The organism is Mesorhizobium sp. M0563 (assembly GCF_040321065.1).
Lineage (GTDB): Bacteria > Pseudomonadota > Alphaproteobacteria > Rhizobiales > Rhizobiaceae > Mesorhizobium.
Map to the genome: position 1 here is coordinate 76,779 of NZ_JAMYQV010000014.1, position 22,940 is coordinate 99,718.

At 63.0% G+C, this 22,940-nt stretch carries 22 protein-coding genes; 12 read left to right on the plus strand and 10 right to left on the minus strand.

What is annotated here, in order from left to right; translation table 11 throughout:
• Positions 1-4: 4 nt before the first annotated feature.
• The 3 genes from ugpE to ugpB all read right to left on the minus strand — a co-directional run bounded on the left by ugpE (position 5) and on the right by ugpB (position 3,242).
• The gene (ugpE, locus tag NKI50_RS18650; protein ID WP_352641362.1) at positions 5-853 is read right to left on the minus strand and encodes a sn-glycerol-3-phosphate ABC transporter permease UgpE; all 849 of its coding nucleotides are present in this window, start codon (positions 851-853) and stop codon (positions 5-7) included.
• An 8-nt stretch (positions 854-861) separates the two neighbouring features.
• Positions 862-1,746, minus strand: coding sequence for a sn-glycerol-3-phosphate ABC transporter permease UgpA (ugpA, locus tag NKI50_RS18655; protein WP_352483564.1), 885 nt, complete (start codon positions 1,744-1,746; stop codon positions 862-864).
• A gap of 185 nt (positions 1,747-1,931) precedes the next feature.
• Positions 1,932-3,242, minus strand: a complete 1,311-nt coding sequence (gene ugpB / locus NKI50_RS18660; protein WP_352641359.1) for a sn-glycerol-3-phosphate ABC transporter substrate-binding protein UgpB — start codon at positions 3,240-3,242, stop codon at positions 1,932-1,934.
• Between the two features lie 293 nt (positions 3,243-3,535).
• Between ugpB and NKI50_RS18665 the strand changes: the two genes are divergently transcribed.
• Positions 3,536-5,968, plus strand: coding sequence for a bifunctional diguanylate cyclase/phosphodiesterase (locus NKI50_RS18665; protein ID WP_352717289.1), 2,433 nt, complete (start codon positions 3,536-3,538; stop codon positions 5,966-5,968).
• Between the two features lie 2 nt (positions 5,969-5,970).
• On the opposite strand, the gene tlpA is transcribed toward NKI50_RS18665, so the two are convergent.
• The gene (tlpA, locus tag NKI50_RS18670) at positions 5,971-6,654 is read right to left on the minus strand and encodes a thiol:disulfide interchange protein TlpA (RefSeq protein WP_352641354.1); all 684 of its coding nucleotides are present in this window, start codon (positions 6,652-6,654) and stop codon (positions 5,971-5,973) included.
• Between the two features lie 35 nt (positions 6,655-6,689).
• Here tlpA and argH point away from each other — a divergent pair, with 35 nt between their 5' ends.
• From argH to lysA, 3 genes are all read left to right on the plus strand, one after another.
• Positions 6,690-8,090, plus strand: a complete 1,401-nt coding sequence (gene argH / locus NKI50_RS18675; RefSeq protein ID WP_352495613.1) for an argininosuccinate lyase — start codon at positions 6,690-6,692, stop codon at positions 8,088-8,090.
• Positions 8,091-8,160: 70 nt separating this feature from the next.
• A complete protein-coding gene (locus tag NKI50_RS18680; RefSeq protein ID WP_352495614.1) occupies positions 8,161-8,367 on the plus strand; it encodes a hypothetical protein in 207 nt (68 codons plus the stop codon).
• Between the two features lie 16 nt (positions 8,368-8,383).
• The gene (lysA, locus tag NKI50_RS18685; RefSeq protein ID WP_352641352.1) at positions 8,384-9,652 is read left to right on the plus strand and encodes a diaminopimelate decarboxylase; all 1,269 of its coding nucleotides are present in this window, start codon (positions 8,384-8,386) and stop codon (positions 9,650-9,652) included.
• A 16-nt stretch (positions 9,653-9,668) separates the two neighbouring features.
• Here the strand turns inward: lysA and NKI50_RS18690 are convergent, their stop codons facing one another.
• Entirely contained in the window at positions 9,669-9,971 is a 303-nt protein-coding gene (locus NKI50_RS18690; RefSeq protein WP_352483516.1) for an ArsR/SmtB family transcription factor, read from the minus strand.
• Between the two features lie 62 nt (positions 9,972-10,033).
• Here NKI50_RS18690 and NKI50_RS18695 point away from each other — a divergent pair, with 62 nt between their 5' ends.
• Together NKI50_RS18695 and NKI50_RS18700 are read left to right on the plus strand one after the other, a co-directional pair.
• Complete coding sequence (locus tag NKI50_RS18695; protein WP_352495616.1) at positions 10,034-10,975, plus strand: threonine/serine dehydratase; 942 nt, start codon at positions 10,034-10,036, stop codon at positions 10,973-10,975.
• A 212-nt stretch (positions 10,976-11,187) separates the two neighbouring features.
• On the plus strand, positions 11,188-13,800 hold the full coding sequence (locus NKI50_RS18700) for a TIGR02302 family protein (protein ID WP_352641350.1): 2,613 nt from the start codon (positions 11,188-11,190) through the stop codon (positions 13,798-13,800).
• Positions 13,801-13,879: 79 nt separating this feature from the next.
• On the opposite strand, the gene NKI50_RS18705 is transcribed toward NKI50_RS18700, so the two are convergent.
• Positions 13,880-14,737 carry a LysR substrate-binding domain-containing protein gene (locus tag NKI50_RS18705; protein ID WP_023721091.1) on the minus strand — a complete coding sequence of 286 codons (858 nt, stop codon included), beginning with the start codon at positions 14,735-14,737 and terminating at the stop codon, positions 13,880-13,882.
• A 222-nt stretch (positions 14,738-14,959) separates the two neighbouring features.
• Between NKI50_RS18705 and NKI50_RS18710 the strand changes: the two genes are divergently transcribed.
• Positions 14,960-15,910, plus strand: a complete 951-nt coding sequence (locus NKI50_RS18710; protein WP_352483513.1) for a DMT family transporter — start codon at positions 14,960-14,962, stop codon at positions 15,908-15,910.
• 18 nt (positions 15,911-15,928) lie between these two features.
• Here the strand turns inward: NKI50_RS18710 and NKI50_RS18715 are convergent, their stop codons facing one another.
• From NKI50_RS18715 to NKI50_RS18725, 3 genes are all read right to left on the minus strand, one after another.
• Positions 15,929-16,300 (minus strand): response regulator, encoded by a 372-nt coding sequence (locus NKI50_RS18715; protein WP_023721093.1) that lies wholly within the window; start codon positions 16,298-16,300, stop codon positions 15,929-15,931.
• A gap of 299 nt (positions 16,301-16,599) precedes the next feature.
• On the minus strand, positions 16,600-17,142 hold the full coding sequence (gene hpt / locus NKI50_RS18720; protein WP_023721145.1) for a hypoxanthine phosphoribosyltransferase: 543 nt from the start codon (positions 17,140-17,142) through the stop codon (positions 16,600-16,602).
• Between the two features lie 179 nt (positions 17,143-17,321).
• On the minus strand, positions 17,322-17,612 hold the full coding sequence (locus tag NKI50_RS18725; RefSeq protein WP_352591131.1) for a hypothetical protein: 291 nt from the start codon (positions 17,610-17,612) through the stop codon (positions 17,322-17,324).
• A 235-nt stretch (positions 17,613-17,847) separates the two neighbouring features.
• Between NKI50_RS18725 and ftsE the strand changes: the two genes are divergently transcribed.
• The 3 genes from ftsE to NKI50_RS18740 all read left to right on the plus strand — a co-directional run bounded on the left by ftsE (position 17,848) and on the right by NKI50_RS18740 (position 20,336).
• Complete coding sequence (gene ftsE / locus NKI50_RS18730; RefSeq protein WP_023677923.1) at positions 17,848-18,507, plus strand: cell division ATP-binding protein FtsE; 660 nt, start codon at positions 17,848-17,850, stop codon at positions 18,505-18,507.
• The gene (locus NKI50_RS18735) at positions 18,500-19,483 is read left to right on the plus strand and encodes a cell division protein FtsX (RefSeq protein ID WP_352717292.1); all 984 of its coding nucleotides are present in this window, start codon (positions 18,500-18,502) and stop codon (positions 19,481-19,483) included. Before ftsE ends, NKI50_RS18735 begins: the two co-directional genes overlap by 8 nt.
• An 88-nt stretch (positions 19,484-19,571) precedes the next feature.
• Positions 19,572-20,336: a YdcF family protein gene (locus NKI50_RS18740; RefSeq protein ID WP_352591134.1), complete on the plus strand. Its 765-nt coding sequence runs from the start codon at positions 19,572-19,574 to the stop codon at positions 20,334-20,336.
• 16 nt (positions 20,337-20,352) lie between these two features.
• Here NKI50_RS18740 and NKI50_RS18745 read toward each other — a convergent pair whose 3' ends face one another.
• Complete coding sequence (locus tag NKI50_RS18745) at positions 20,353-20,973, minus strand: pyridoxamine 5'-phosphate oxidase family protein (RefSeq protein WP_352483511.1); 621 nt, start codon at positions 20,971-20,973, stop codon at positions 20,353-20,355.
• Between the two features lie 134 nt (positions 20,974-21,107).
• Between NKI50_RS18745 and NKI50_RS18750 the strand changes: the two genes are divergently transcribed.
• Together NKI50_RS18750 and NKI50_RS18755 are read left to right on the plus strand one after the other, a co-directional pair.
• Entirely contained in the window at positions 21,108-22,016 is a 909-nt protein-coding gene (locus NKI50_RS18750; protein WP_352483510.1) for a LysR family transcriptional regulator, read from the plus strand.
• A 108-nt stretch (positions 22,017-22,124) separates the two neighbouring features.
• Positions 22,125-22,925, plus strand: coding sequence for a lysophospholipid acyltransferase family protein (locus NKI50_RS18755; protein ID WP_023721099.1), 801 nt, complete (start codon positions 22,125-22,127; stop codon positions 22,923-22,925).
• Positions 22,926-22,940 lie beyond the last annotated feature (15 nt).

Genomic DNA, 22,940 nt, shown 5'->3' on the forward strand with positions numbered 1-22,940 from the left:
CTTCTCACTTTTCGGATTCGACCAGGCCGCGCACGAACCAGCGTTGCATCAGCACCACGACCAGGATCGGCGGTACGATGGCCAGCATCGCCGTGACCATGACCAGGTGCCATTGGGTGTCGGCATCGGCGAAGGAAACCATCTTTCGCAGCGCGATGACGATGGTGTTCATGTCGTTGCTGTTGGTGACGAGCAGCGGCCAAAGATACTGCGTCCAGCCGTAGATGAAGAGGATCACGAACAGCGCGGCGATGTTTGTCCGCGACAGCGGTACCAGAATATCGAAAAAGAAGCGCCATGGACCGGCACCGTCGACACGCGCCGCCTCGACCAGTTCGCCCGGGATGGTCATGAAGAACTGGCGAAACAGCAGCGTTGCGGTGGCCGAGGCGATCAGCGGGATGATCAGGCCGGCATAGGTGTCGATCATGCCGAGATCGACCATCACCTTGTAGGTCGGCAGAATGCGCACCTCGACCGGAAGCATCAAGGTGATGAAGATCAGCCAGAAGAAGGTCATGCGCAGCGGAAAGCGGAAGAACACGATCGCGTAGGCCGACAGGATCGAGATGAAGATCTTTCCCACCGCGACGCCGAGCGCCATGATCGTGGTGTTGAGGAGCAGTCTGCCGACGCTGACACCGCCGATACGACCAATGCCGCCGAACAGCGCCTCGCTGTAATTGTTCCATAGCTGGACGCCGGGCAACAGCGGCAGCGGCGGCCTGAGGATCGTTTGCAGCGTGTGCGTCGAGGCAACGAAGGTGTAGTAGATCGGAAAAGCCACGATCAATATGCCAAGGATAAGCACGGCATGGGCGATGACGGTGCGGAGCGGAGATTGGCCGATCATCGCTGCCCTCAGCCGTAATGGACTTTGCGTTCCACATAGCGGAACTGGATGGCTGTGAGCGCGATGACGATGGCCATCAGGATGACCGACTGCGCCGCCGAGTCACCCAGGATCAGATTGACGAAGCCGTCATTGTAGACCTTGTAGACCAGCGTCTCGGTCGTCTTGCCCGGGCCGCCGCCGGTGACGGCATGAACGATGCCGAACGTGTCGAACAGGGCATAGACGGTGTTGACGACCAGCAGGAAAAAGGTTGTCGGCGCAAGCAGCGGGAAGACGATGGTCCAGAAGCGCTTGGTCTCGCCGGCGCCATCCATGGCCGCCGCCTCGATCAGCGTTTTCGGCACCGCCTGCAGGCCGGCGACGAAGAACAGGAAATTGTAGCTGATCTGCTTCCAGGCAGCCGCCGACACCAGCAGGATCATGGCGTGGGTGCCGTTGAGCAGCGGGTCCCATGCGATGCCGAGGCTTCTCAGCAAATAGGCCAACGAGCCGATCGAAGGATTGAACAAGAAAAGCCACAGCATGCCGGCAATCGCCGGCGCGACGGCATAAGGCCATATCAACAGTGTGCGGTAGAGGCCTTTGCCGCGCACGGCCTTCTCGGCCATGACCGCGAGCAGCAGGGCCACAACCATGGCAACGATCGCGGTCGCAAGCGAGAACACCACCGTGACCTTGATCGAGTTGAGGTAGGCCGGATCGGCCAGCACCTTCCGGAAATTGGCAAACCAGACGAACCTGCTCTTCAGCCCGAACGGGTCTTGCCTGAGCATCGACTGGTAAAGCGCCTGACCGGCCGGCCAGTAGAAGAAAACCAGGGTGATGGCGAGTTGTGGCGCCACCAGCAGGTACGGCAGGATCTTGTTGGGAAATACGACGCGTGGAGACAGGCTGATTTCCCTCACTATCCAGGTGTCGCCAACGCGAGCTCGCGTGGGCGATATTTCAACCGACTAACGCATGTCGCCCAAAAGTGCGCAGCGGTTTTGGGATAACGACATGCATAAGAACAAGAGCTTAAAGCGCGTCGCATGTGGCCATTCAAACGCGACGCGCTTTAACCGAGATAATCTCGTCAGTTCTCCAGCGCTTCCTTGATCGCGGCGTTGCCGCGTGTGACCGCATTGTCGAGCGCCTGCTGAGCGGTTTGCTGGCCGGCCAGCATCTTCTCCAACTCCTCATTCTGGATATCACGCACCTGCGGCAGATTCGGCAGGCGCACGCCCTTCGAGTTGTCGGTCGGCGCCTTGCCCGTCATCTGCAGGATGGGTGTCTCGCGGCCGGGGTTTTTGTCATAGAAGCCTGATTTCTTGGTCGCCTCATACGCGGCGAGCGTCACAGGCAGATATCCCGACTTCTGGTGCAGATATTTCTGCACATCGGTCTTGGACAGATAGGCAAAGAAGGCGGCAACACCCTTATATTCCTCGTCCGACTTGTTGCCGAACACCCACAGGCTGGCACCGCCCGGCGTGGTGTTCTGTGGTGCGCCCTTGGCGTCGCTATCGTAAGGAAGCTGGCCGATGCCATAGTTCATGCCGGACTTGACGATATCGCCGAGGCCGCCCGACGATTCGGTGAAGATGCCGCATTCGCCAGCGAGGAATATCTGCTTGGCTTCGGAGGTGCGACCGCCATACTTGAACGTGCCGTCCTTGGCCAGGTCCGCGAGCGCCTGGAAGTGGTTGACGAAAATTGGCGCATTGATCTTGAGTTCGACATCGCCGCCGGCCAGGCCGTTCTGCTGAGTGGCCCAAGGCACGTCATTCCACGCCGCGAAATTCTCCAGATGGATCCAGGTCAGCCAGGTCGAGGTATAGCCGCAAGGGGCGGCGCCGCTCGTCTTGATCTTCCTGGCAGCTTCCCACACCTCGTTCCAGGTCTTGGGCGGGCTGTTCACGTCGAGGCCTGCCTTCTGGAAAATGTCCTTGTTGTAGTAGAGGATCGGCGACGAGGAGTTGTAAGGGAACGACAGCATGGTGCCGTCCGGCTTCGAATAATAGCCGACGATGCCGGGCAGATACTGGCTCTTGTCAAAGGTCATCCCGGCACTGGTCAGCACATCGGCCGCCGGCTTGATCGCACCCTCGGCCGCCATCATCACGCCGGTGCCGACGTCGAACACCTGGAGGATATCGGGCGCCTGGCCGGCGCGGAAAGCGGCGATGCCGGCATTCAGCGTCTCCGGATAGGTGCCCTTGAACACCGGAACGAGCTCATAGTCGCTCTGGCTGGCGTTGAAATCCTTGGAGATCTTGGCTACGACCTCGGCGTTGGCGCCGGTCATGGCGTGCCACCAGCTGATCTGCGTGACGGCGAAGGCGGAGGTGGTGGAAAGCAGGGTCAAGGTGGCGGCGACACCGGCCGCGAAGCCGAAGAACTTCATGTTTCATCTCCCGTTTGTCATTGGCGAAAGGGGCACTCTCGCAAAGCCAATATGTGGCGCTGATGACAATCGGACAACGGTTTTGTTGCGGGTCAATGAACATCGCTTCCGGCTAAAGTGCGCTCGCTACCGAAAGCGTCGCCAGGAACTACATCACCGCCTTCTCGGCGGAGCGCATCGGTTTTCCCCCGAAAAGGCCCGCCTCATGGCCCGCGGGTTAACCATTCGTTAAAATCTCCAAGAGCTAATCAGTCACACCTCCCCTGTTATTTGGCAGACCGAGTGAACCCAGGATGCTGACGGTCTATAATTGTATTGTAAGTCAGCACGACCTGAGACTGGTCGCACTTGCCGCCCTCGTCTGCGGCATTTCTTGCTTCTCTGCAGTAAATCTCCTTAAGCACGTCGGCCGATCGACCAACCGAAACCGGCTTGTCTGGCTAATGATCGCCGCAACTTCGACCGGGTTCGGCATATGGGCGACGCATTTCATCGCCATGACTGCGTTTACGCCGGGAATACCAAACGCATATAATCCGGGATTATCCGCCTTTTCGCTTGCCGCCGCCGTCATCCTGACCGCGCTTGGGATGTGGGTTGCCACCTTGCGCCGCGGCATCGACCATTTCCTCGTCGGCGGTGCCATTCTCGGTGGCGCCATCGCGACGATGCACTATATCGGCATGGCGGCGTTCGAGGTCGAGGGCCGGATCGTATGGAACCTGCTCCTTGTCGCGATATCGCTTCTGGCCGGCGGGACGCTCGCGGCAATGGCGCTCCTTGTCGTCTTGCGCCGCCCGTCCGCGCTCGCAACACTTGGTGGCGCCGCGCTTTTGACGCTGGCGATTTGCAGCTTGCATTTCATCGCGATGGGCGCGGTGTCGATCATTCCGGATTCCTCGATTGAAATATCCGAACATTCCATCGAGCCCATTTCCCAGGCCTTTGCCGCAGCGGTCGCCAGCCTGGTAATCCTTGTGCTGTCAGGCGCCGCGCTGTGGATCGACCTGCGCTTTCGCCGGCAGAGGCTCGAGGCCGATCGCATGCACGATCTCGCCAATGCCGCGGTCGAAGGGCTGATCGTTTGCGATGGCACACGCATAGTCAGCGCCAATGACAGCATGGCGAAACTGACGGGCACGGCGACAGCCACCCTGAACACGATGCAACTCGGCGAGCTGTTCGATGGACAGAGCGCAGCCGATGTATCCAGCTTCGGCGAACAGGCACAAGAAACGAAATTGAGGGGCAGCGACGGCACGAGAATTCCTGTCGAGCTGATCGCCAGGAAGATCGCCTACTGCGGCAGGCCTCATACGGTGCTTGCCGTTCGCGACATCCGTGAGCGCAAGAAGGCGGAAGAAGAGATCCTCCGTCTCGCGCATTTCGATCCACTTACCGGACTTGCCAATCGGCGGAGCTTTTCTTCCCGGCTCGAAGCAGAAATCGCTTCGATGGGGCGTGGCAGCAAGGATGGATATCTGGCGCTCCTGCTGCTTGACCTCGACCGGTTCAAGCAAGTCAACGACCTCTACGGCCACAGCGCCGGTGACGCCATGCTGCAGAAGCTGGCGCACTGCATTTCCGGCATTCCGCGCCACGGACAGATGCTCGCGCGTCTCGGCGGCGACGAGTTTGCCGTCTTAGCTCCGAACCTCCCCGACCCCCTGGCCGCAGGCCGCATAGCCGAGGACTTGCTGGCGGCGATCCGGGAGGAAAACAGGGTTTCAGTCGGCTCCGGCCTTGTTTCGGCCAGCATCGGCATCGCCTTCTTTCCGCTGGATGCCGAAGATCAGGCCGGCCTGATCGGCCATGCCGACACGGCACTCCATCGCGCCAAGACCGAGGGCAGGGACACGTATCGTTTTTTCGAGATAGCCATGGGCACCGCGGCCCGCGACAAGCGCGTGATGGAGCATGAACTGCGCCAGGCGATCGCCCGCAAGGAGTTCCACCTCGTCTACCAGCCGCAGAAGGAAATCCGCAGCGGCAAGATGATCGGCTTCGAAGCCCTGGTCCGTTGGCAGCATCCGGAGCGGGGCGACATTTCCCCGGCCGTTTTCATCCCCGTGGCCGAGGACAGCGGCGCCATCGCGCAGATCGGCGACTGGGTGCTGACGACGGCTTGTAACGATGCAGTTCGCTGGACAAATCCGCTGATGGTCGCCGTCAACGTCTCCGCCGTGCAGCTTCACAATCCGAACTTCAGCCGCAAGGTGCACGACGCACTGGCGAGATCCGGCCTCGCACCCGGCAGGCTCGAACTGGAGATCACCGAAACGGCCCTAGTGAAGGACATGCCCCGCGCATTGGCAACCTTGAGGCAGGTCAAGGCGCTTGGCGTGCATGTGGCGATGGACGATTTTGGCACCGGATATTCTTCGCTGTCCAACCTTAGCGCCTTTCCCTTCGACAAGATCAAGATCGACGGGTCGTTCATCAAATCGGTCGATAAGAACGGCCAGTTCGCGGCGATCGTCCGCGCCGTGCTGGGGCTTGGACGCGGTCTCGGGCTGCCGGTCCTGGCGGAGGGCATCGAGACGCCGGGCGAATTGCAGTTCCTTGACGCCGAGGCTTGCGAGATCGGGCAAGGCTATTACCTCGGCAAACCGGCTCCGATCGAGACATTCGGCGAGTTGACGGGCGTCACGGCTCCGGCAGTCCGCGCCGCCAGCCGGCGCGGCGCAAGCATCGCCGTGCTCAAGCCGCGCCTGCGCACGGTCTGAGCCTATCCCGGCTGAAGCGCTGCCTCGACCAGACGCTTGGCATCCGGCCCTGACCATTCGGCCGGGCCGTTCATATGGGCGATCAGGCAGCCTTGCCCATCGATCAGCATGGTGACCGGCAGACCGAGCGCCAGGCCGCGCGTCTTGACGTCGTTGAACAGTGCCATGGTGGCATCGCGATAATAGCCGAGCGCCTTGACGCCGGTGTCCTCGAGGAACTTCTTCGGCTTGGTATCGTCGCCGGCATCGACGTTGACTGCAACAACCTGAAACGCGTCGCTGCCCATCTCCTTCTGCAGTGCATCGAGCGCCGGCATTTCGGCGCGGCAAGGTGCGCACCATGTTGCCCACAGATTGAGCAGCACCGTCTTGCCGGCATGATCGGCGATCGTCGTCGGCTTGCCGTCGGGGCCGTTGAAGGCGAGGCTTTTCAGCGATTGCGGCGGATCCGCCGGCAAAAGCGCGGCGACTTGACCGGTAGCGGCCGCGGCGATCTTCTTGGCATGGTCGGTCTTGGCGGCGCAGGCGACGTCGTCCTTGCCGCCGCCGGCGGCCACTTGCGCGGGCGCGTTGTTGCCAGAACCGCTTTCCCTGACATATACCGCGACCGCGCCGGCCAGCACGCCCGCAACCAAAGCGGCGAGGATGAGACGCAAAGCCGGGAAAAATCTATTGCCGTCTGCCATTTTTCAAAAACTGCTCCGGAGCACGGGTTATAGCGATGAGCGACAAGAAGGCCAGCAACCAGATGTGGGGCGGACGTTTTGCCTCGGGTCCGGCCGCAATCATGGAAGCGATCAACGCGTCGATCTCGTTCGACCGCAAACTCTATGCCCAGGACATTCGCGGCTCGATCGCCCATAGCGAGATGCTGGCGCAAACGGGCATTATTTCGGCGGCCGATCAAGAAAAAATCAGTCACGGGCTGAACACGATCCTGGCAGAGATCGGGGCCGGCACATTCGAGTTCTCGACCAGGCTGGAAGACATCCACATGAATGTCGAGGCCCGCCTCGCCGATTTGATCGGCCCTGCCGCCGGCCGCCTGCACACTGCCCGCTCGCGCAACGACCAGGTGGCGGTCGACCTCAGGCTCTGGGTCAAAGACGAGTGCTTTCGTGTCGCCGAGGCGCTGAAAGGCCTGATCACAGCGTTCCTCGCCCGGGCCGAGGAGCATGCGGCAACGGTGATGCCGGGCTTCACCCACATGCAAGCGGCGCAGCCGGTGACCTTCGGCCACCACTGCATGGCCTATGTCGAGATGTTTGCGCGCGACCTGTCGCGCGTCCGCGATGCGATCGAACGGATGGACGAAAGCCCGCTCGGTGCGGCCGCCCTTGCCGGCACCAGCTTTCCGATCGACCGGCACCAGACGGCAACGGCGCTTGGTTTTCGCGAACCGATGCGCAATTCGCTCGACAGCGTTTCGGACCGCGATTTCGCGCTGGAATTCTTGGGGCTGGCGGCGATCTGCGCGACACATCTGTCGCGGCTGGCCGAAGAGATCATCATCTGGTCGACGCCGCAATTCGGTTTCGTCAGGCTGTCGGATAGCTTCTCGACGGGTTCGTCGATCATGCCGCAGAAGAAGAACCCCGACGCCGCCGAACTGGTGCGCGGCAAGACCGGCCGTGTCACCGGCCATCTGGTCGGCCTGCTGACGGTAATGAAGGGCATGCCGCTGACCTATGGCAAGGACATGCAGGAAGACAAGGAATCCGTCTTCGACGCGGCAGAGACGCTCGACCTGATGCTGGCGGCGATGACCGGCATGGTGCGCGACATGACGGTGAACACTGCCGCGATGAAAAAGGCGGCCGGCGCCGGCTATTCGACTGCGACCGACCTCGCCGACTGGCTGGTACGCACGCTCGGCCTGCCGTTCCGCGAGGCGCACCATATCACTGGCCGGGCGGTGGCGCTGGCCGAGGACAAGAAGGTCGGGCTCGACAGGCTTTCGCTGCAGGATTTGCAGTCCATTCACCTCGGTATCAGCGCCGACGTGTTTTCGGTTCTGGCCGTGCAGAATTCTGTAAAGAGCCGCACAAGCTTCGGCGGCACCGCGCCGTCCGAGGTGCGCAAGCAGATCCGCTACTGGAAAAAGCGGCTAGCCAAGGCGTAAGACGCGGGGTGCAATGGCCGCAAAACTCGGCTAGAAGCGCTGCGGGCAACAGTTTCGGACGGATGACGCGATGACCGGAAGCAGGATTTTGGTGACGCTGACGCTGCTAGCGGCGATGGCGACCGTTGCGGCCTGCGGCAGGAAGGCTGCGCTCGATACGCCCTACGCGGCAGCCGTGCAGGCGCGCAAGGACGCCGAGAAGGCCAAGCAATCTTTGCCGCCGGAGCCGGAAAAACCTGTCGAGGACAAGAAATTCATCCTCGACCCGCTGCTCTGATTTTCGGACCGATCTCGTGAACCATTTCGACTACCGCGACGGCGCACTGCATGCCGAGGACGTGGCAATATCAGATATCGCCGCCAGTGTTGGCACGCCGTTTTATTGCTATTCGACGGCGACGCTGACCAGGCATTTTCGCGTCTTTGCCGAAGCTTTTGCCGGGCTCGACGCCCTCGTCTGCTATGCCATGAAGGCGAATTCCAACCAGGCTGTGTTGAAGGTGCTGACAAGGCTCGGCGCCGGCGCCGACGTTGTCTCGGAAGGCGAACTGCGCCGCGCTTTGGCCGCCGGCATTCCGGCAAGCAAGATCCTGTTTTCAGGCGTCGGCAAGACCGCGCGCGAAATGGATTTTGCGCTCTCGGCCGGCATTCTCTGTTTCAACGTCGAATCCGAACCGGAGCTGGAGCTGCTGTCGGCCCGCGCCACCGCGCTGGGCAAGATCGCGCCGATCTCGCTGCGCATCAACCCGGATGTCGACGCCAGGACGCACAAGAAGATTTCGACTGGGAAGGCCGAGAACAAGTTCGGCATTCCCTGGCAGCAGGCGCGGAAGGTTTATGCCCGCGCGGCTGAGTTGCCGGGCATCAAGATCACCGGCATAGATACCCATATCGGCAGCCAGATCACCGAATTGCAGCCCTTCGACGACGCCTTCGCGCTGCTGGTGGAACTGGTCGGCGCGTTGCGTGCCGACGGGCATGCCATTGAGCATATCGATGTCGGTGGTGGCCTCGGCATTCCCTACCGCGTCGACAACAACCCGCCGCCTTTGCCCGAAGCCTATGCCCAGATCGTCAGGAAGCATGTCGCCAAGCTCGGGCTGAAAGTGATGTTCGAGCCGGGCCGGCTGATCGTCGGCAATGCCGGTATCCTGGTCTCGGAGGTCATCTTCGTGAAAGAGGGCGACGCCAAGAACTTCCTCGTCGTCGACGCCGCGATGAACGATCTGATCCGGCCGACCCTTTACGACGCCTTCCACGACATCAGGCCGGTGGTGCAGCAGCCGGTCGCAGCACCGCGCATGAGGGTCGACGTCGTCGGCCCGGTCTGCGAGACCGGCGACTATCTCGGGCTCGACCGTGACCTGCCCAGGCTGAAAGCCGGCGACCTGATCGCTGTCGCCACCGCCGGCGCCTATGGCGCCGTCCAGGCCGGCACCTACAACACCAGGCCGCTGGTGCCGGAAGTGCTGGTCGACGGCGACCGCTTCCACATCGTGCGCCCGCGCCAGACCTATGACGAATTGATCGGGCTGGATTCGGTGCCTGATTGGTTGACCTGAGAGATACCTTGCAGCGCTACAGCCGGTGCTGGATGAGCGCCCTGGCCTCGGCGATCCTGTCCTCGTTCCGGCGATAGAATATCCACTGCTTGATACGCTTGCTGCGCAAAAGCCCTGCCTGGGTGAGCACGCGCATATGCTCGCTGAGCGTCGCCTGCGTGATCCCCAGCTTTTCCGCGATCAGCAGCGCGCAGACCCCGTCCTCGACCAGATCACCGTCCGCCTGCGGCGGAAAATGCGCGCGCGGGTCCTTGAGCCAATCGAGGATCTGCAGTCTGCGCTCGCTGGCAATCGCTTTGAAGACGTCGACCTCTTGCATTTAGGCACTTTGCCAAGTTACTAAGTAATGTCAACTCTGAATGTCAACTCTGGGAGTGAAGCATGCTGCATGGCCACACGATCACCCGCGAGCGCATTGCGGCGATGGAACCCCGCATCCGGCCCTTCGTGCGCCACACGCCGGTGCTGCGCGTCGACATGGCCGATTTCGGCCGCCCGCCTCTGCCTGTCGACCTGAAGCTCGAATGCCTGCAGCATTCCGGCTCGTTCAAGGCGCGTGGCGCGTTCACCAATCTCCTCGAACGGCCGGTTCCCGCAGTTGGCGTCGTCGCCGCATCGGGCGGCAACCACGGCGCCGCGGTCGCCTATGCCGCCATGCGGCTCGGCCATAAGGCGACCATCTTTGTTCCCGAAGTGAGCCCGCCGGCCAAGCTGGACCGCATCCGCGGCTACGGCGCCGAGCTGATCGTCGGCGGCGCCCGTTATGCCGAGGCGCTGGCCGCCAGCGAGAGCTTCGCCGAAAAATCCGGCGCGCTGCAGATCCACGCCTTCAACCAGGAGGAGACGCTGGTCGGGCAAGGCACGCTGGGCCTCGAGATCGAGGCCGACCTGCCGAAGCTCGACACGCTGCTGGTCGCTGTCGGCGGCGGCGGCTTGATCGGCGGCATCGCCGCCTGGTTTTCCGGCCGCATCAGGATCATTGCCGTTGAGCCGGAGGGTGCGCCGACGCTACACCGCGCTTTCGAGGCTGGCCGGCCTGTCGATGCCCCGACCGAGGGCATCGCCGCCGATTCGCTCGCGCCGAAGCGTGTCGGCGAAATGATGTTTCCTATCGCCGAGGCGTTCGTCGAGCGCTCGATCCTCGTCGGCGACGACGACATTATCGCCGCCCAGGCGGCGCTGTGGGACCGGGTGCGAATCATCTCCGAGCCGGGCGGTGCGGCGGCCTTCGCGGCGCTCCTGTCCGGCCGCTACAGGCCGGCTGTGGGCGAGCGCGTTGCCGTTCTGGTCTGCGGCGCAAACGCCAATCCAGCGAAATTTTGACAATATCCGGGGCATTATTGTTCACGTTTTGGGGAACCGCCTCGCCTTCGCCGTGTTTGTTGGTATCCTTAGGGCGACGTGCAGCCGCCTGAATGCACGACGTATGCGCTAAGATTTTGGGTCTTCGCATCGTGCTTCCCGAAAATCGACTTTTCGGGCCCATGCGATAGACTCGTGAGGTCCGGGCTATCCCGCCCGGCCAGGAAGGGCCGATGACGCAACGACCCGTCTTTACCAGCGATCGCAGCCTGGCCGGGCGCCTTGCCTTGAGCCGGCTGGCGACGCAGGTCTCGATAATCGTCGAGCGCGGCTGGCCGTTGCTGCTGCCGCTGATCATCGTCGCCAGCCTGTTTCTCAGTATCTCATGGCTCGGTCTGTTCCCGCTTTTGCCCGATTTAGCGCGATTCGGTCTCATCACGGCATTCGGCGTCGCAGCGCTTGCCGCACTCTATCCATTGCGTTTCTTCCGCACGCCATCCAGTGCCGAGGTCGACCGCCGCATCGAGGCGGCCAACCGGTTGCTGCACAGCCCGGTGCAGGTCCAGACCGATCGCCCGAGCGGCAAGGAAAGCATTTTTTCGCGAGCCCTGTGGCGCGAGCATCAGCGGCGCATGGCGGACCGGCTGGGCGAGCTTGGCGGCGACGTGCCGCGCACGCGCGTCCCCGAGCATGACCCGTGGGCGTTGCGCGCCGTTGCGGCGCTTTTGTTGGTCACCGCCTTTGCCTTCTCCTTCGGGCCGTCGGGCGGCAAGCTGAGTGACGGGTTTGTTGCCCGTGCCGCGCGCGACGTCGTGCCGCCGCGCATTGATGCCTGGGTGACGCCACCGGCCTATACCGGCAGGCCACCAGTATTCCTCAACGCCCCTGTCCTTGCCAACAATGCCAATCAAGCGGCGCCGACCTTCACCGTTCCGGAGGGCAGCGACGTGTCGCTGCGCGTCACGGGCGGTTCGGGCGAGGAAACGCTGAGCTACGCCGACGCCGGCGGCAACACCCGCGCCATCGATCCGACCGGGCCGCAAGCCAAGCCAGAGGCAAATACTGCAACGCCTTCCACCGTGCGCCAGTTCAGCGGCAAGTTGACGGCCGACGGCATGCTGACGCTGCAATCCGGCGACGGCGAGCTCGGCCGCTGGGCCTTCGCCATAATCCCCGACAAGCCGCCGCAGATCCGCTTTGTCGGTGAGCCGAAACGCGCCGTCAACGGCGCCTTCGAGCTCAACTACCAGATCGACGACGACTATGGCGCGGCCTCCGCCAAGGCGGTTTTCGCATTGGCCGATCCGCAGGTGCCCAACGCGCATCCGCTCTATGGCCCGCCGGATATGCCGCTGACGTTGCCGCGCCGCGGCGGCAAGGCCAATGCCGCCAAAACGACGAAGGATCTGACCGACCATGTCTGGGCCGGTGGCAACGTCAAGCTGTCGCTTGTCGCCACCGACGGCGCCGGACACACGGCGACCAGCGAAACCAAGACGCTGGTGATGCCGGAGCGGCCATTCTCCAACCCCTTGGCGCGGGCCGTGGTCGAGCAGCGCCGCATGCTGGCGCTCGACGCCTATGCCAAGGACCGCGTCCTCGACCTGATGGATGCGATCACGCTCAGGCCCGAAGACACCTTCGACAATATGGCGCACTACCTCGCCATCATGAGCGCCCGCACCCGGCTGAAGATGGCCGACAGCGACGACCAGTTGCGCGACGAGGTCGCTTACCTCTGGGAGATCGCGCTCGGCATCGAGGAAGGCAATCTGTCGGCGGCGGAGAAGCGGCTGCGCCAGGCGCAGCAGGCGCTGCAGGATGCGATCAAGAACGGCGCTAGCGACCAAGAGATCGAGAAGGCGATGAAGGAACTGCGCGAGGCGATGAACCAGTTCCTGCAGGAATTCGCGGCGCGGGCGCAGCAGAATCCGAATGCGCCACAGATGCAGCAAAACGGCCAGGAACTGCGCCAGAGCGACATCGACCGCATGATGGACCAAATCGAGAACCTGGCGAAATCCGGCAATCGCGACCAGGCGCAGCAATTGCTGTCGGAGCTGCAGGACATGATGAACAATCTGCAGGCAGGCCGCCAGCAGCAAGGCGGCCAGCAGGACAGCGAGATGCGCCAGCAGATGGACAAGCTGGGCGAGATCATGCGGCGCCAGCAGGAGATGATGAACGACACCTTCCGTATGGACCAGATGCAGCGCGGCCAGCAACAGCGCGGGCAGAACCGCGACGAGCAACTCGGCGAGAACGGTGAGCAAGGCCCGATGGGCGAACAGGGCAAGCCCAGCCCGGGCGACGACCGCGATCCGCTCGGCCGGCCGAAGCCGATGACGCCGCAGGAATTTGCCGATGCGCTGAAGCAATTGCAGGAAGGCCAGGGCAAGCTGCAGAGCGAGCTCGATCAATTGAGGAAGGGCCTCGAAGGCATGGGCCTCGACCCCAATGAGGGGTTTGGCGAAGCCGGCAAATCCATGGGCAATGCCGAACAGGCGCTCGGCGAGGGCGAGGGCGACCAAGCCGTCGGCCACCAGGGCCGCGCATTGGAAGCCTTGCGCAGGGGCGCCAAGGATATGATGAAGCAATTGCAAGCGATGCAAGGCGACCAGGGCGGCAACGGGCAGGGCGGACGCCAGCAGAATGCCGACCGTGACCCGCTCGGGCGGCCCCGCACCAGCGAGGGTCCCGATGACGGAAGTTCGGTGAGAGTGCCTGACGAGATCGACGTGCAGCGCGCGCGCCAGATCCTCGAGGCAATCCGCAAGCGGCTCGGCAACGCGCTCAGCCCCGATATCGAGCGCAGCTATCTGGAGCGGTTGCTGGAGCTGAAGTAAGGCTGCACTCTACATTTTTGGAAGATCGCCGTGCGCGGTCCTCCGTGGTGGCAGCTGTCGCCGGACCGAGCGACATGCTCTAACGGTTGGTGAACGCCTCGCGGATCGCCTCTTCCATGCCGTCGATCGCCTCGCCGGAAGCGTTCGGATTGCGCCGCAGCACTACGTTCGAGGAATCGATGTCGCCGAAGCCGTCGGCGGCCGTAAGTTCGCGGCAGCCGGCCGGAATGTTGCTGCGCGAGATCGGGGCAATCGCCAGCCCGGAGGTGACGGCGAGCCGCAGGCCGCCATTGGTATCGCTGGTGTAGGCGACACGATAGGCGAGACCGCGCTGTTCCAGCGACTTTATCGCGAAATCCTTGCACCAGCCGGCGCGGTTGTAGAGCGCGATCGGCACCGGCCGGTCCTCATGCATGTGATGCAGCTCCGACGTCACCCATACGGTCGGATCATGCATCAGCACCTCACCGCCCGAGAGATCCTGCCATTCGAACACCACCGCCAGATCGAGCTCGCCGGCGGCGAGCGCCGCGATCTGCGCACCGGAATGCGCGTAGCGGACGGTGATGTCGACCTGAGGATGGCGCTTGGCAAAGGCACCGAGCGCGCGCGACAGGATCGCGTGGCCATATTCCTCCGGGATGCCGATGCGCACCGGCCCGCCAAGCGGCGCCGCGACCATCGATGCCGCCGTCTCGTCGAGCAGCGAAACGATGCGCCTGGCGTTGGCGATGAGCTCGCCGCCGCGCCGCGTCAGCGCCACACCACGCGAGCCGCGCTCGAACAGGCTGTCGCCGACCATGCTTTCGAGCTTCTTCATCTGCATCGAGACCGCCGACTGGGTGCGGCCGGCCCGCTCCGCCGCCTTGGTGAAATTGCCGGTGTCGGCGACCGCGACGAAGGTGCGCAAGAGGTCGCTGTCGAGATTGGGTCGCATGTGCCCGCCATAAGAAAATCTGATTGCTGGCATCATTCCAATTCGTTTGCAACATGTCAAACGGCGGACGATAGTCGCCTCACCCATTGGATATGCGGCCGCGAAATCGGCCGCGGACCAATCAAAAGTCCTCACTCGTACCCGCTGCCCGAAACGGTGGCGGGTTCTTTTTACCCGGATGCAGGCCTGCTTCCGGCCGGCGCGCAGGAGACCGGAGCGCCCATGCAGAATCGGCTTGTGCTCGGCATCCTCAGCCTCTGTCTCGGCGTGTTGGTCTTTTCACTGCAGGACCCGCTGGTCAAGGCGGTGTCGAGCCGCTATCCCGTCACCGAGGTGATGGCGATCCGCTCGATCGTCGCCCTGCCGATCCTGGTTTTCCTCGTCCACGCCGACGTCGGATTGCAGGCGATCCAGTCGAAGCGGTTCGGCATGTTGACGATGCGCGCCTTCATCCAGTTCACCTCCTACACGGCCTACTATCTGGCAATCGCCGCCCTGCCGCTGGCCGACGCGGTGGCGCTCTATTTCATGGCGCCACTGTTCATCATGGCGCTGGCCGGCCCGTATCTCGGCGAACGCGTGTCCTGGCAGGCGCTCGCCACCGTCCTGGTCGGCATGCTCGGCGTGCTGGTGATGGCGCGCCCGGGTGCCGGCGTGTTCGACTGGGCGGCGCTGCTGTCGCTAGGCTCGGCTCTGCTCTACGGTTTTTCGCAACTGATGGCACGCAAGATCGGCGACACCGAATCCTCGACCGTTATGGCGTTTTACCAGAACGGCGCCTATCTGGCCGGTGCTGCCCTGGTGGCGGGGCTGTTTTGGCTGGCAGACATCGACCATGCCGTGCATCCGAGCCTCGAATTCCTAGTCCGGCCATGGGTCTGGCCGACGACGTCGGATCTGCTGAAGATGGGGGCATGCGGCTTCGTTGCCTCGGCCGGCATGATCCTGTTGTCGCAGGCCTACCGGTTGGCGCCCGCCAACAGTGTCGCCACCTTCGAATACACCGGTATCATCTGGTCGCCGCTATGGGGTTTTCTGTTCTTTGCCGAAGTGCCGCGACCGGCGACGGCGGCCGGCGCAGCCCTCATCATCGGCGCCGGCCTGTTTGCGCTCAATGCCAGCCGGCGCCGGAGCGGCGCGCCAGCCATCGCTGCGACCTGCGACCCTGCGTGAAGGGGTCGGCCTTGGGCTTTAGGCGAAACAGGCGAGCGCCTGTTCGACGCGGGCGCGAATTTCAGCCAGCGTGAACGGCTTTTGCACGACATCGAGAATAACGCCGTCCAATTCCTCGGCGCGCTCGCGCTGATCGGCAAAGCCGGTCATCAGCATGATCTTCATCGCCGGGAACAGCGCCGCTGCCGCCTTGGCCATCTCGATGCCGTCCATCTCCGGCATGCGGATGTCGGACAGCACAAGGTCGTAGCCCCCTTGCGCCGCCCGGATCAGAGAAAGACCGTGCGCGCCGTCGGCGGCAATAGTGACATTATGCCCGGCGCGTTCGAGCGCACGGGCGGCGAGGGTGCGGACGGATTCATCGTCCTCAACGATCAAGAGCTTTGCCATGGGCAGGATATTTGGCGAGGAAAAGTTGATGTTTCCTGAAGGCGCTGAGTGTCGATGAGGCCTTTTCAGAATTCGCTCCGGCGAGTCAGATGGCGTGGTTTTCGAGAACCGGAGGGGAGCGGACGTTCGAGTCCGGGAGCTTCGCGCTTGATCCCGAACTCGGTTTCGATTTCGGAAAGCATCATGCGCAAAATCAAAAGTGCTACAGCGTCCTTTGCGCGTCCAAAGGACGCGCTGCGCTGCAGGAAGCGCAGAACACTGCGTCAGGTGTCCGCCGGAGTAGAATTATCAAAAAGGCCTCAAGCGTCGCCCTTGACCATGCCGACGAACGGCAATTCGCGAAACGCGTGGGCGACGTCCATGCCATAACCGACGACGAAATAATCGGGGCAGTCGAAGCCGACATAGTCGGCGTTGAGCGTGGTCTGGCGGCGCATGCGCTTGTCGAGCAGCACGGCGATGGCACAGCTCCTCGCGCCGCGCGACAGCATGAGGTCGCGGGTGAAGCTCAGCGTCTTGCCGGATTCGAGAATGTCGTCGATGAGAAGCACATCGCGGCCGGCGACCTCGTTGTCGATGTCGCGCAGCACCCTCACCTCACCGCTGGTTGTCCCGGCGCCATAGCTCGAGATGAAGATGAACTCGACCTCCGGCGACAGGCCGACATCGTGCATGGCACGGATAAGATCGGCGGCGAAGATGAATGATCCCTTCAGCACCGAGATTACCAGAAGGTCGTGGTAGTCGTGCCCGGCGATCTCCTTGGCAAGTTCCAGATTCCGCCGCGCGATGGCGGACGCCGAAAACAGGACTTCGATGTCCTTGCCGCGCACAACTGGCATTGGCCGCCTTTCCAGAAATGATCGCCTTGTAGGCGAAGCTGACCGAAAACGGTCTTCAACCCGTTTCTAGGCATGTCGAGCCGTCTGGCAAGGCCAAATCTTTGGCAGGGCGCCCGCGAACCGTCCCCTGCGCGTCGCAAATCGTTTATCTGGTGACCTGTTGATTTTCTGGCGCCGTTCTAACGAACCAGCGCATGGCCGCCCGAAATCCAGAAGGCGGCCAAGGCGGCACCGACGCCGGCAATCCAGAAGATCGGCCCACCGTGCACCCATAACGGCCGTTCGACGGCGGTTTCCGGCTTGCGCAACATGTCCATGCCTTCGATCGAAGGGGCGGAAATCGTGCGCGCAGGCGGCGGCGCAAAGTCTGGACGCGTAAAATGGCGGGGCAGCACCTCATAATCGGCATCGATGACGTCGGCGGTCACGTCGCGCATGATGCGTTCCGGCTCGGCGGCCGCATCGGTCATGATTTCGCCGGAAACCGGGCGCGCGGTTCGATCCTCAGCCATCGTGGCCCAACACTACGGCACCTGTTCGCTGTTCGTTTCTTTGGGTAAACGGAAATGGTTAACGCTTCCCCACCGGAACCCCTGTGACTCGTTTGAAAAGCCCCCAAATTAACCGTCGGTTAACCATGCCGGCCGATGGTCTTTCCACAGAAAGGGCTGGCATCTTGCCGCCGAGAATTTCAGGTCGTCGAAAGTGATCCGCTTCGAAAATGTCGGCCTCCGCTATGGCATGGGTCCGGAGATCCTCCGCGACATCTCCTTGCACATTCCGGAGCGCTCCTTTCAGTTCCTGAGCGGACCTTCAGGCGCCGGCAAGACGACGTTGCTGCGGCTTTTGTTCATGTCGCTGAAGCCGACGCGCGGCCTGATCACCATCTTCGGCAAGGACCGATCGCGCATCTCGCGCACCGAATTGCCGCATCTGAGGCGCCGCATCGGGGTGGTGTTCCAGGATTTTCGCCTGCTCGACCATATGACCACCTACGAGAACGTGGCCTTGCCGCTGCGCGTGCGCGGCCGCGAGGAGGCGACCTACCGCACCGACGTCACCGAGCTGCTGAAATGGGTCGGCCTCGGCGAACGCATGCATGTGCTGCCGCCGGTGCTGTCTGGCGGCGAGAAGCAGCGCGCCGCGATCGCCCGTGCGTTGATCGAGCAGCCCGAGATCCTGCTCGCCGATGAGCCGACCGGCAATGTCGATCCACCGCTGGCACGACGCTTGCTGCGGCTGTTCATCGAGCTCAACCGGCTGGGCACTGCCGTGGTGATCGCCACGCACGACCTCGGCCTGATGGAACAGGTCGACGCACGGCGCATGATCCTGGCCGGCGGAAGGCTGGACATCTATGACTGAGCTCTCCGTCGAACACTTCGAGGGTCACGACGCCGCGGCGGCCAAGCCCCGCGTCCAGCGCAAGATGGCGCCGATCGTGCCGGCGCAGAACATCGCCGGCCGGGCGCTGGTGCTGGTCATCGCCATCATGACCTTTCTGTCCTGCCTGACGTTTGGCGCAGTCACGCTGGTGCGTGACACCGCCTCGGTCTGGGAGAACCAGATCTCGCGCGAGGCGACCATCCAGATCAAGCCGGTCGACGGCCTCGACATGGAGGCCGCACTTGCGCTGGCCTCGCAGATCGCCTGCGAATTCCCCGGCGTGAAAAGCGCCAGGATCGTCGACCGCGAAGCGACGGCCCGGCTGCTCGAGCCTTGGTTGGGCTCGGGCCTGAACATCGATGAGCTGCCGGTGCCGCGTCTGATCATCATCACCATCGACGAGAACAGTCCGCCCGATTTCGCCGCACTGCGCGCGGCGATCACGCCGAAGCTGCCGAGCGCCTCGCTCGACGATCATCGCACCTGGGTCGACCGGCTGGTTGCCATGGCCCGCACCACGGTAACGATCGGTATCGCAGTGCTGGCGCTGATGCTGTCGGCGACGGTGCTGACCGTGGTGTTCGCGACACGCGGCGCCATGGCCGGCAACGGCCACATCATCGAGGTGCTGCATTTCGTCGGCGCCGAGGCGCGCTTCATCGCGCGCGAATTCCGCCGGCATTTTCTGGTCACCGGCATGAAGGGCGCCGCGGCAGGCGGCGCCGCGGCAATACTCGTCTTCATCGTCTTCTCCTGGTGGTCGTCACGCAATATGGCGACGCCGCAGGCCGACCAGGCGACCGCCCTGTTCGGCAATTTCGCCATCGGCTCCGCAGGCTATCTCGGGGTCGCTGTCATGGTGCTGGTGATCGGCGCGCTGACCGCGGCAACCTCCCATTTCACCGTGGTTACCTATCTCAGCGACATCGACATTCGCCAGCCGGACGCCGGCTAAAGGAAAGATCGATCACGGATGAAAACGCATCGTCACGAAAATTGCATTTTTTTCCTACCAAAGGCCGTATTTCGGGATTAACCATTTCATGATGGACGTTCGGGACTCGACCGATACCGCTGGGTGCATGCCAGTGCTGGTTGCGCGTCCGCATGAATTCGCCGGGCCTGATGAATTTGCCAAGCCGGATCAATTCGCCACACACGGGCGGCTGCTGGCAGCCCGCTCCTTGCGACTTTCGGCCCTCGTTCTGCTCGCCCTTGTGGCGCTGTTTGTCGCCGGCTTCGGCTGGTTCGCCAACACCGTCAGCCGTCTGACGACGCCCGCCAATCCGGCAAGGGCCGACGCTATCATCGTGCTGACCGGCGGTCAGTCGCGCCTCGACGCCGCAATGGGGCTGCTTGCGTCAGGCAAGGGCGAGCGGCTGCTGATCAGCGGCGTCCATCCCTCCGCCAGCCGCCGCCAGCTTCAGGCCGCGACCGGCGGCGACAAGAGGCTGTTTTCCTGCTGCGTCGACATCGACCGCGCCGCGCTCGACACGATCGGCAATGCCGAGGAAAGCGCCAAATGGGTCGAGGACCACGCCTACGGCACCGTCATCCTCGTCACCAACAATTATCACATGCCGCGCAGCCTGCTGGAAATGGGACGGCTGCTGCACGGCGCCAGGCTTGAACCCTATCCGGTGGTCAACACCAACCTTGGGAATGGCGGCTGGCTGACCAAGCCGGAAGCGCTGCGCGTGCTGTTCACCGAATACAGCAAATACCTGCTGGCGCTGGCGCGTGGCATCATGCCGGTGAAGCAACCGCCCAACAGCGTCACGCTGGCCGACGCCGCGGGCGGAAACTGAACGGCACCGGCAGTTTTTATTCCCTGGCTGTTGCACCCGAGCGCAAGCGCGCGATCTCCTGCTCGAGCCGTTCTATACGCCTGTCGCGTTCGGCCAGAGCCGCCGCCACATCGGCCGCTTCGAAACGCTGCGGGATGTGCTGTGAGCAATTGGAATCCCAGGCAGAAACGGTAAACAGGATGACCTGTTCGGGTCGCGCTTTGTAGTCTTGCGGCACCAGCTTTGCCATCAGTTCGGCATCGCCCTCGACGACCTGCGCTGTGCCCCAGATCTTGATGCGCTGCCGGTGGGCATAATCGATGAGGAACAGGAAAGCCTGTGGGTTGTCGCTGAGATTGCCTTGGGTGATGAACTGCCTGTTGCCGGAAAAATCGGCAAAGCCGATCGTCCGTTCGTCGAGCACCTTGAGGAAACCGGCAGGCCCGCCGCGATGCTGGATGTAAGGCTGCCCGTCAGCATTGGCGGTCGACAGGAAGACGCTGGTCTGCGCCTCGATGAAGGCGGCGAGATCGGGCGTGATTGCCGCCTGCCAGCCACCACGCTCCTCAACACGGGCATAGGCCTGGCGCGAGCCCTTGCGGGCTTGGATCGCCTTCACCGTCGGTGTGAAGGCAACATCGCTGGTGTGAGCGTTCATGAAGACCCTCCTCAACTGCCGAGCTACGCTGCATTACTCACCGAAAAGTAGATACTTCCATCTTCGAGAAGCAGATGCCATATCTGCGATGCGTCCTTCCATTCTTCGGAAGGGCCAATTTTTTCGGGAAAGTTATGGATCGCCTCCACTCCATGTCGCTTTTCGTTGCCGCGGCGGAGACAGGCAGCCTTTCGGCTGCCGGGCGTCGCTTCGGCATTCCGCTGACGACGGTCAGCCGCAAGGTTTCGGACCTGGAAAGGCACCTGAAGACACGGCTGTTGAACCGCTCGGCGCGGCAGCTGTCGCTGACCGATGCCGGCCACGCCTATCTCGCCGCCTGTCGTCGCATTCTCGACGAGGTCGGCGAGGCCGAGCGAATAGCCGCCGGCGAGTACAGCGCCCCGACCGGCGAACTGATCGTCACCGCGCCGATCGTCTTCGGCCGCCTGCATGTGCTGCCGGTCGTCACCGCCTTTCTCGCCGCCTACCCCGACGTAAGTGTGCGGCTGACACTCGCCGACCGGATAACCCAGTTGGTCGAAGAGCACATCGATCTCGCCATCCGCATCGGCGCCCTTGCCGATTCGAGCCTGGTCGCCATCCGCCTCGGTTCGATCCGCCGCGTCGTTTGCGCGAGCCCGGCCTATCTCGCCGAGCACGGCACGCCGAAAAAGCCGCAGGAGCTTGCGGCACACAGTGCGATCACCTTCGAAGGGCTCAACGCCTCCGCCTGGAGTTTCGCCACCGGCAAGGCCGAATTCACCGTACCGGTCCGCTCCAGGTTACGGGTCAACACCGCTGAGGCGGCAATCGATGCGGCGATTGCTGGCGTCGGCGTGACGAGGCTGCTTTCCTACCAGATCGCCGCCGCGGTTCGGTCGGGTACGCTGCGCCCCGTGCTGCAGGAGTTCGAGCCCGAACCATGGCCGGTGAGCCTCGTCCATGCCGGCCAGGGCCTGCTGCCGGTGAAGCTGCGCGCGTTCCTCGACTTCGCCGCCCCACGCCTGAAGCAGCGCCTGCTGCAGGCGGCGTGGCAGGCGTGACGAAAGACGGCCTACCGCAAAACCGGGCCGATCGCCGGCCTCGCACCGTTTCCTTTTTGCCGGCGCTTGGTGTAACCAACGCACACCTCCTCACCGGGCACTTGCTGTATGCTCTATTTCCGCTCGCTGGCGTTCAATCTCGCCTTTTACCTCAATCTGATCGTCCAGATGATCCTCTGGACCCCGTATTATTTCCTGTCGCCGCGCCACCGCGCCTGGTTCGTGCCGAAATTCTGGTCGCGCACCAGCATGTGGCTCTACGACAAGATCGCCGGCACCAGAAGCGAGATCACCGGCCAGGAGAACCTGCCTGAAGGCTCCTTCATCCTGGCGCCGAAGCACCAGTCCTTCTGGGACACGATCGCTTTCCTGCCGTTCCTCGACGATCCCGTTTACATATTGAAGCGGGAGCTGACCTGGATCCCGTTCTTCGGCTGGTACATCTTGAAGATGCGGATGATTCCGGTCGACCGCGGCAGCCGCTCGAAGGCATTGAAGATGGTGATCGCCGCGACCAAACAGGAATTGGCGCGCAATCCCCGCCAGCTCATCATCTATCCCGAGGGCACGCGCCGGGCGCCGGGCGACGAGCCGGTCTACAAATACGGCATCGTCGAACTCTATGCGCAACTTGGCATTCCGGTGGTGCCGGTCGCTCACGTCGCCGGCCTCTATTGGCCGCGCCGCAAATTCCTGCGCTATCCCGGCACGATCAAGGCGCGCTTCCTGTCGCCGATCCCGCCCGGCCTCGGCAAGGACGAATTCATGCAACGGCTGATCGGCGAGACGGAGGCCGCCTGCGACCAGCTCCTCGTCGAGGCGTCGCAAACGCCGAACCCGCCGCCGATGCCGCCGACTGCGGTGAAAAGGCTTGGTGAGCTGGACGCGAAACCTGAATTGAAAGGCTGAGGCAACGGCCTCAGA

Excerpts from the sequence above, each read along its gene's own strand:
- ugpE (WP_352641362.1), bottom strand. The coding sequence starts at position 853 with ATGATCGGCCAATCTCCGCTCCGCACCGTCATCGCCCATGCCGTGCTT.
- ugpB (WP_352641359.1), bottom strand. The coding sequence starts at position 3,242 with ATGAAGTTCTTCGGCTTCGCGGCCGGTGTCGCCGCCACCTTGACCCTG.
- NKI50_RS18665 (WP_352717289.1), top strand. The coding sequence starts at position 3,536 with ATGCTGACGGTCTATAATTGTATTGTAAGTCAGCACGACCTGAGACTG.
- tlpA (WP_352641354.1), bottom strand. The coding sequence starts at position 6,654 with ATGGCAGACGGCAATAGATTTTTCCCGGCTTTGCGTCTCATCCTCGCC.
- argH (WP_352495613.1), top strand. The coding sequence starts at position 6,690 with ATGAGCGACAAGAAGGCCAGCAACCAGATGTGGGGCGGACGTTTTGCC.
- NKI50_RS18680 (WP_352495614.1), top strand. The coding sequence starts at position 8,161 with ATGACCGGAAGCAGGATTTTGGTGACGCTGACGCTGCTAGCGGCGATG.
- NKI50_RS18690 (WP_352483516.1), bottom strand. The coding sequence starts at position 9,971 with ATGCAAGAGGTCGACGTCTTCAAAGCGATTGCCAGCGAGCGCAGACTG.
- NKI50_RS18695 (WP_352495616.1), top strand. The coding sequence starts at position 10,034 with ATGCTGCATGGCCACACGATCACCCGCGAGCGCATTGCGGCGATGGAA.
- NKI50_RS18700 (WP_352641350.1), top strand. The coding sequence starts at position 11,188 with ATGACGCAACGACCCGTCTTTACCAGCGATCGCAGCCTGGCCGGGCGC.
- NKI50_RS18705 (WP_023721091.1), bottom strand. The coding sequence starts at position 14,737 with ATGCGACCCAATCTCGACAGCGACCTCTTGCGCACCTTCGTCGCGGTC.
- NKI50_RS18710 (WP_352483513.1), top strand. The coding sequence starts at position 14,960 with ATGCAGAATCGGCTTGTGCTCGGCATCCTCAGCCTCTGTCTCGGCGTG.
- NKI50_RS18715 (WP_023721093.1), bottom strand. The coding sequence starts at position 16,300 with ATGGCAAAGCTCTTGATCGTTGAGGACGATGAATCCGTCCGCACCCTC.
- hpt (WP_023721145.1), bottom strand. The coding sequence starts at position 17,142 with ATGCCAGTTGTGCGCGGCAAGGACATCGAAGTCCTGTTTTCGGCGTCC.
- NKI50_RS18725 (WP_352591131.1), bottom strand. The coding sequence starts at position 17,612 with ATGACCGATGCGGCCGCCGAGCCGGAACGCATCATGCGCGACGTGACC.
- NKI50_RS18735 (WP_352717292.1), top strand. The coding sequence starts at position 18,500 with ATGACTGAGCTCTCCGTCGAACACTTCGAGGGTCACGACGCCGCGGCG.
- NKI50_RS18740 (WP_352591134.1), top strand. The coding sequence starts at position 19,572 with ATGATGGACGTTCGGGACTCGACCGATACCGCTGGGTGCATGCCAGTG.
- NKI50_RS18745 (WP_352483511.1), bottom strand. The coding sequence starts at position 20,973 with ATGAACGCTCACACCAGCGATGTTGCCTTCACACCGACGGTGAAGGCG.
- NKI50_RS18750 (WP_352483510.1), top strand. The coding sequence starts at position 21,108 with ATGGATCGCCTCCACTCCATGTCGCTTTTCGTTGCCGCGGCGGAGACA.
- NKI50_RS18755 (WP_023721099.1), top strand. The coding sequence starts at position 22,125 with ATGCTCTATTTCCGCTCGCTGGCGTTCAATCTCGCCTTTTACCTCAAT.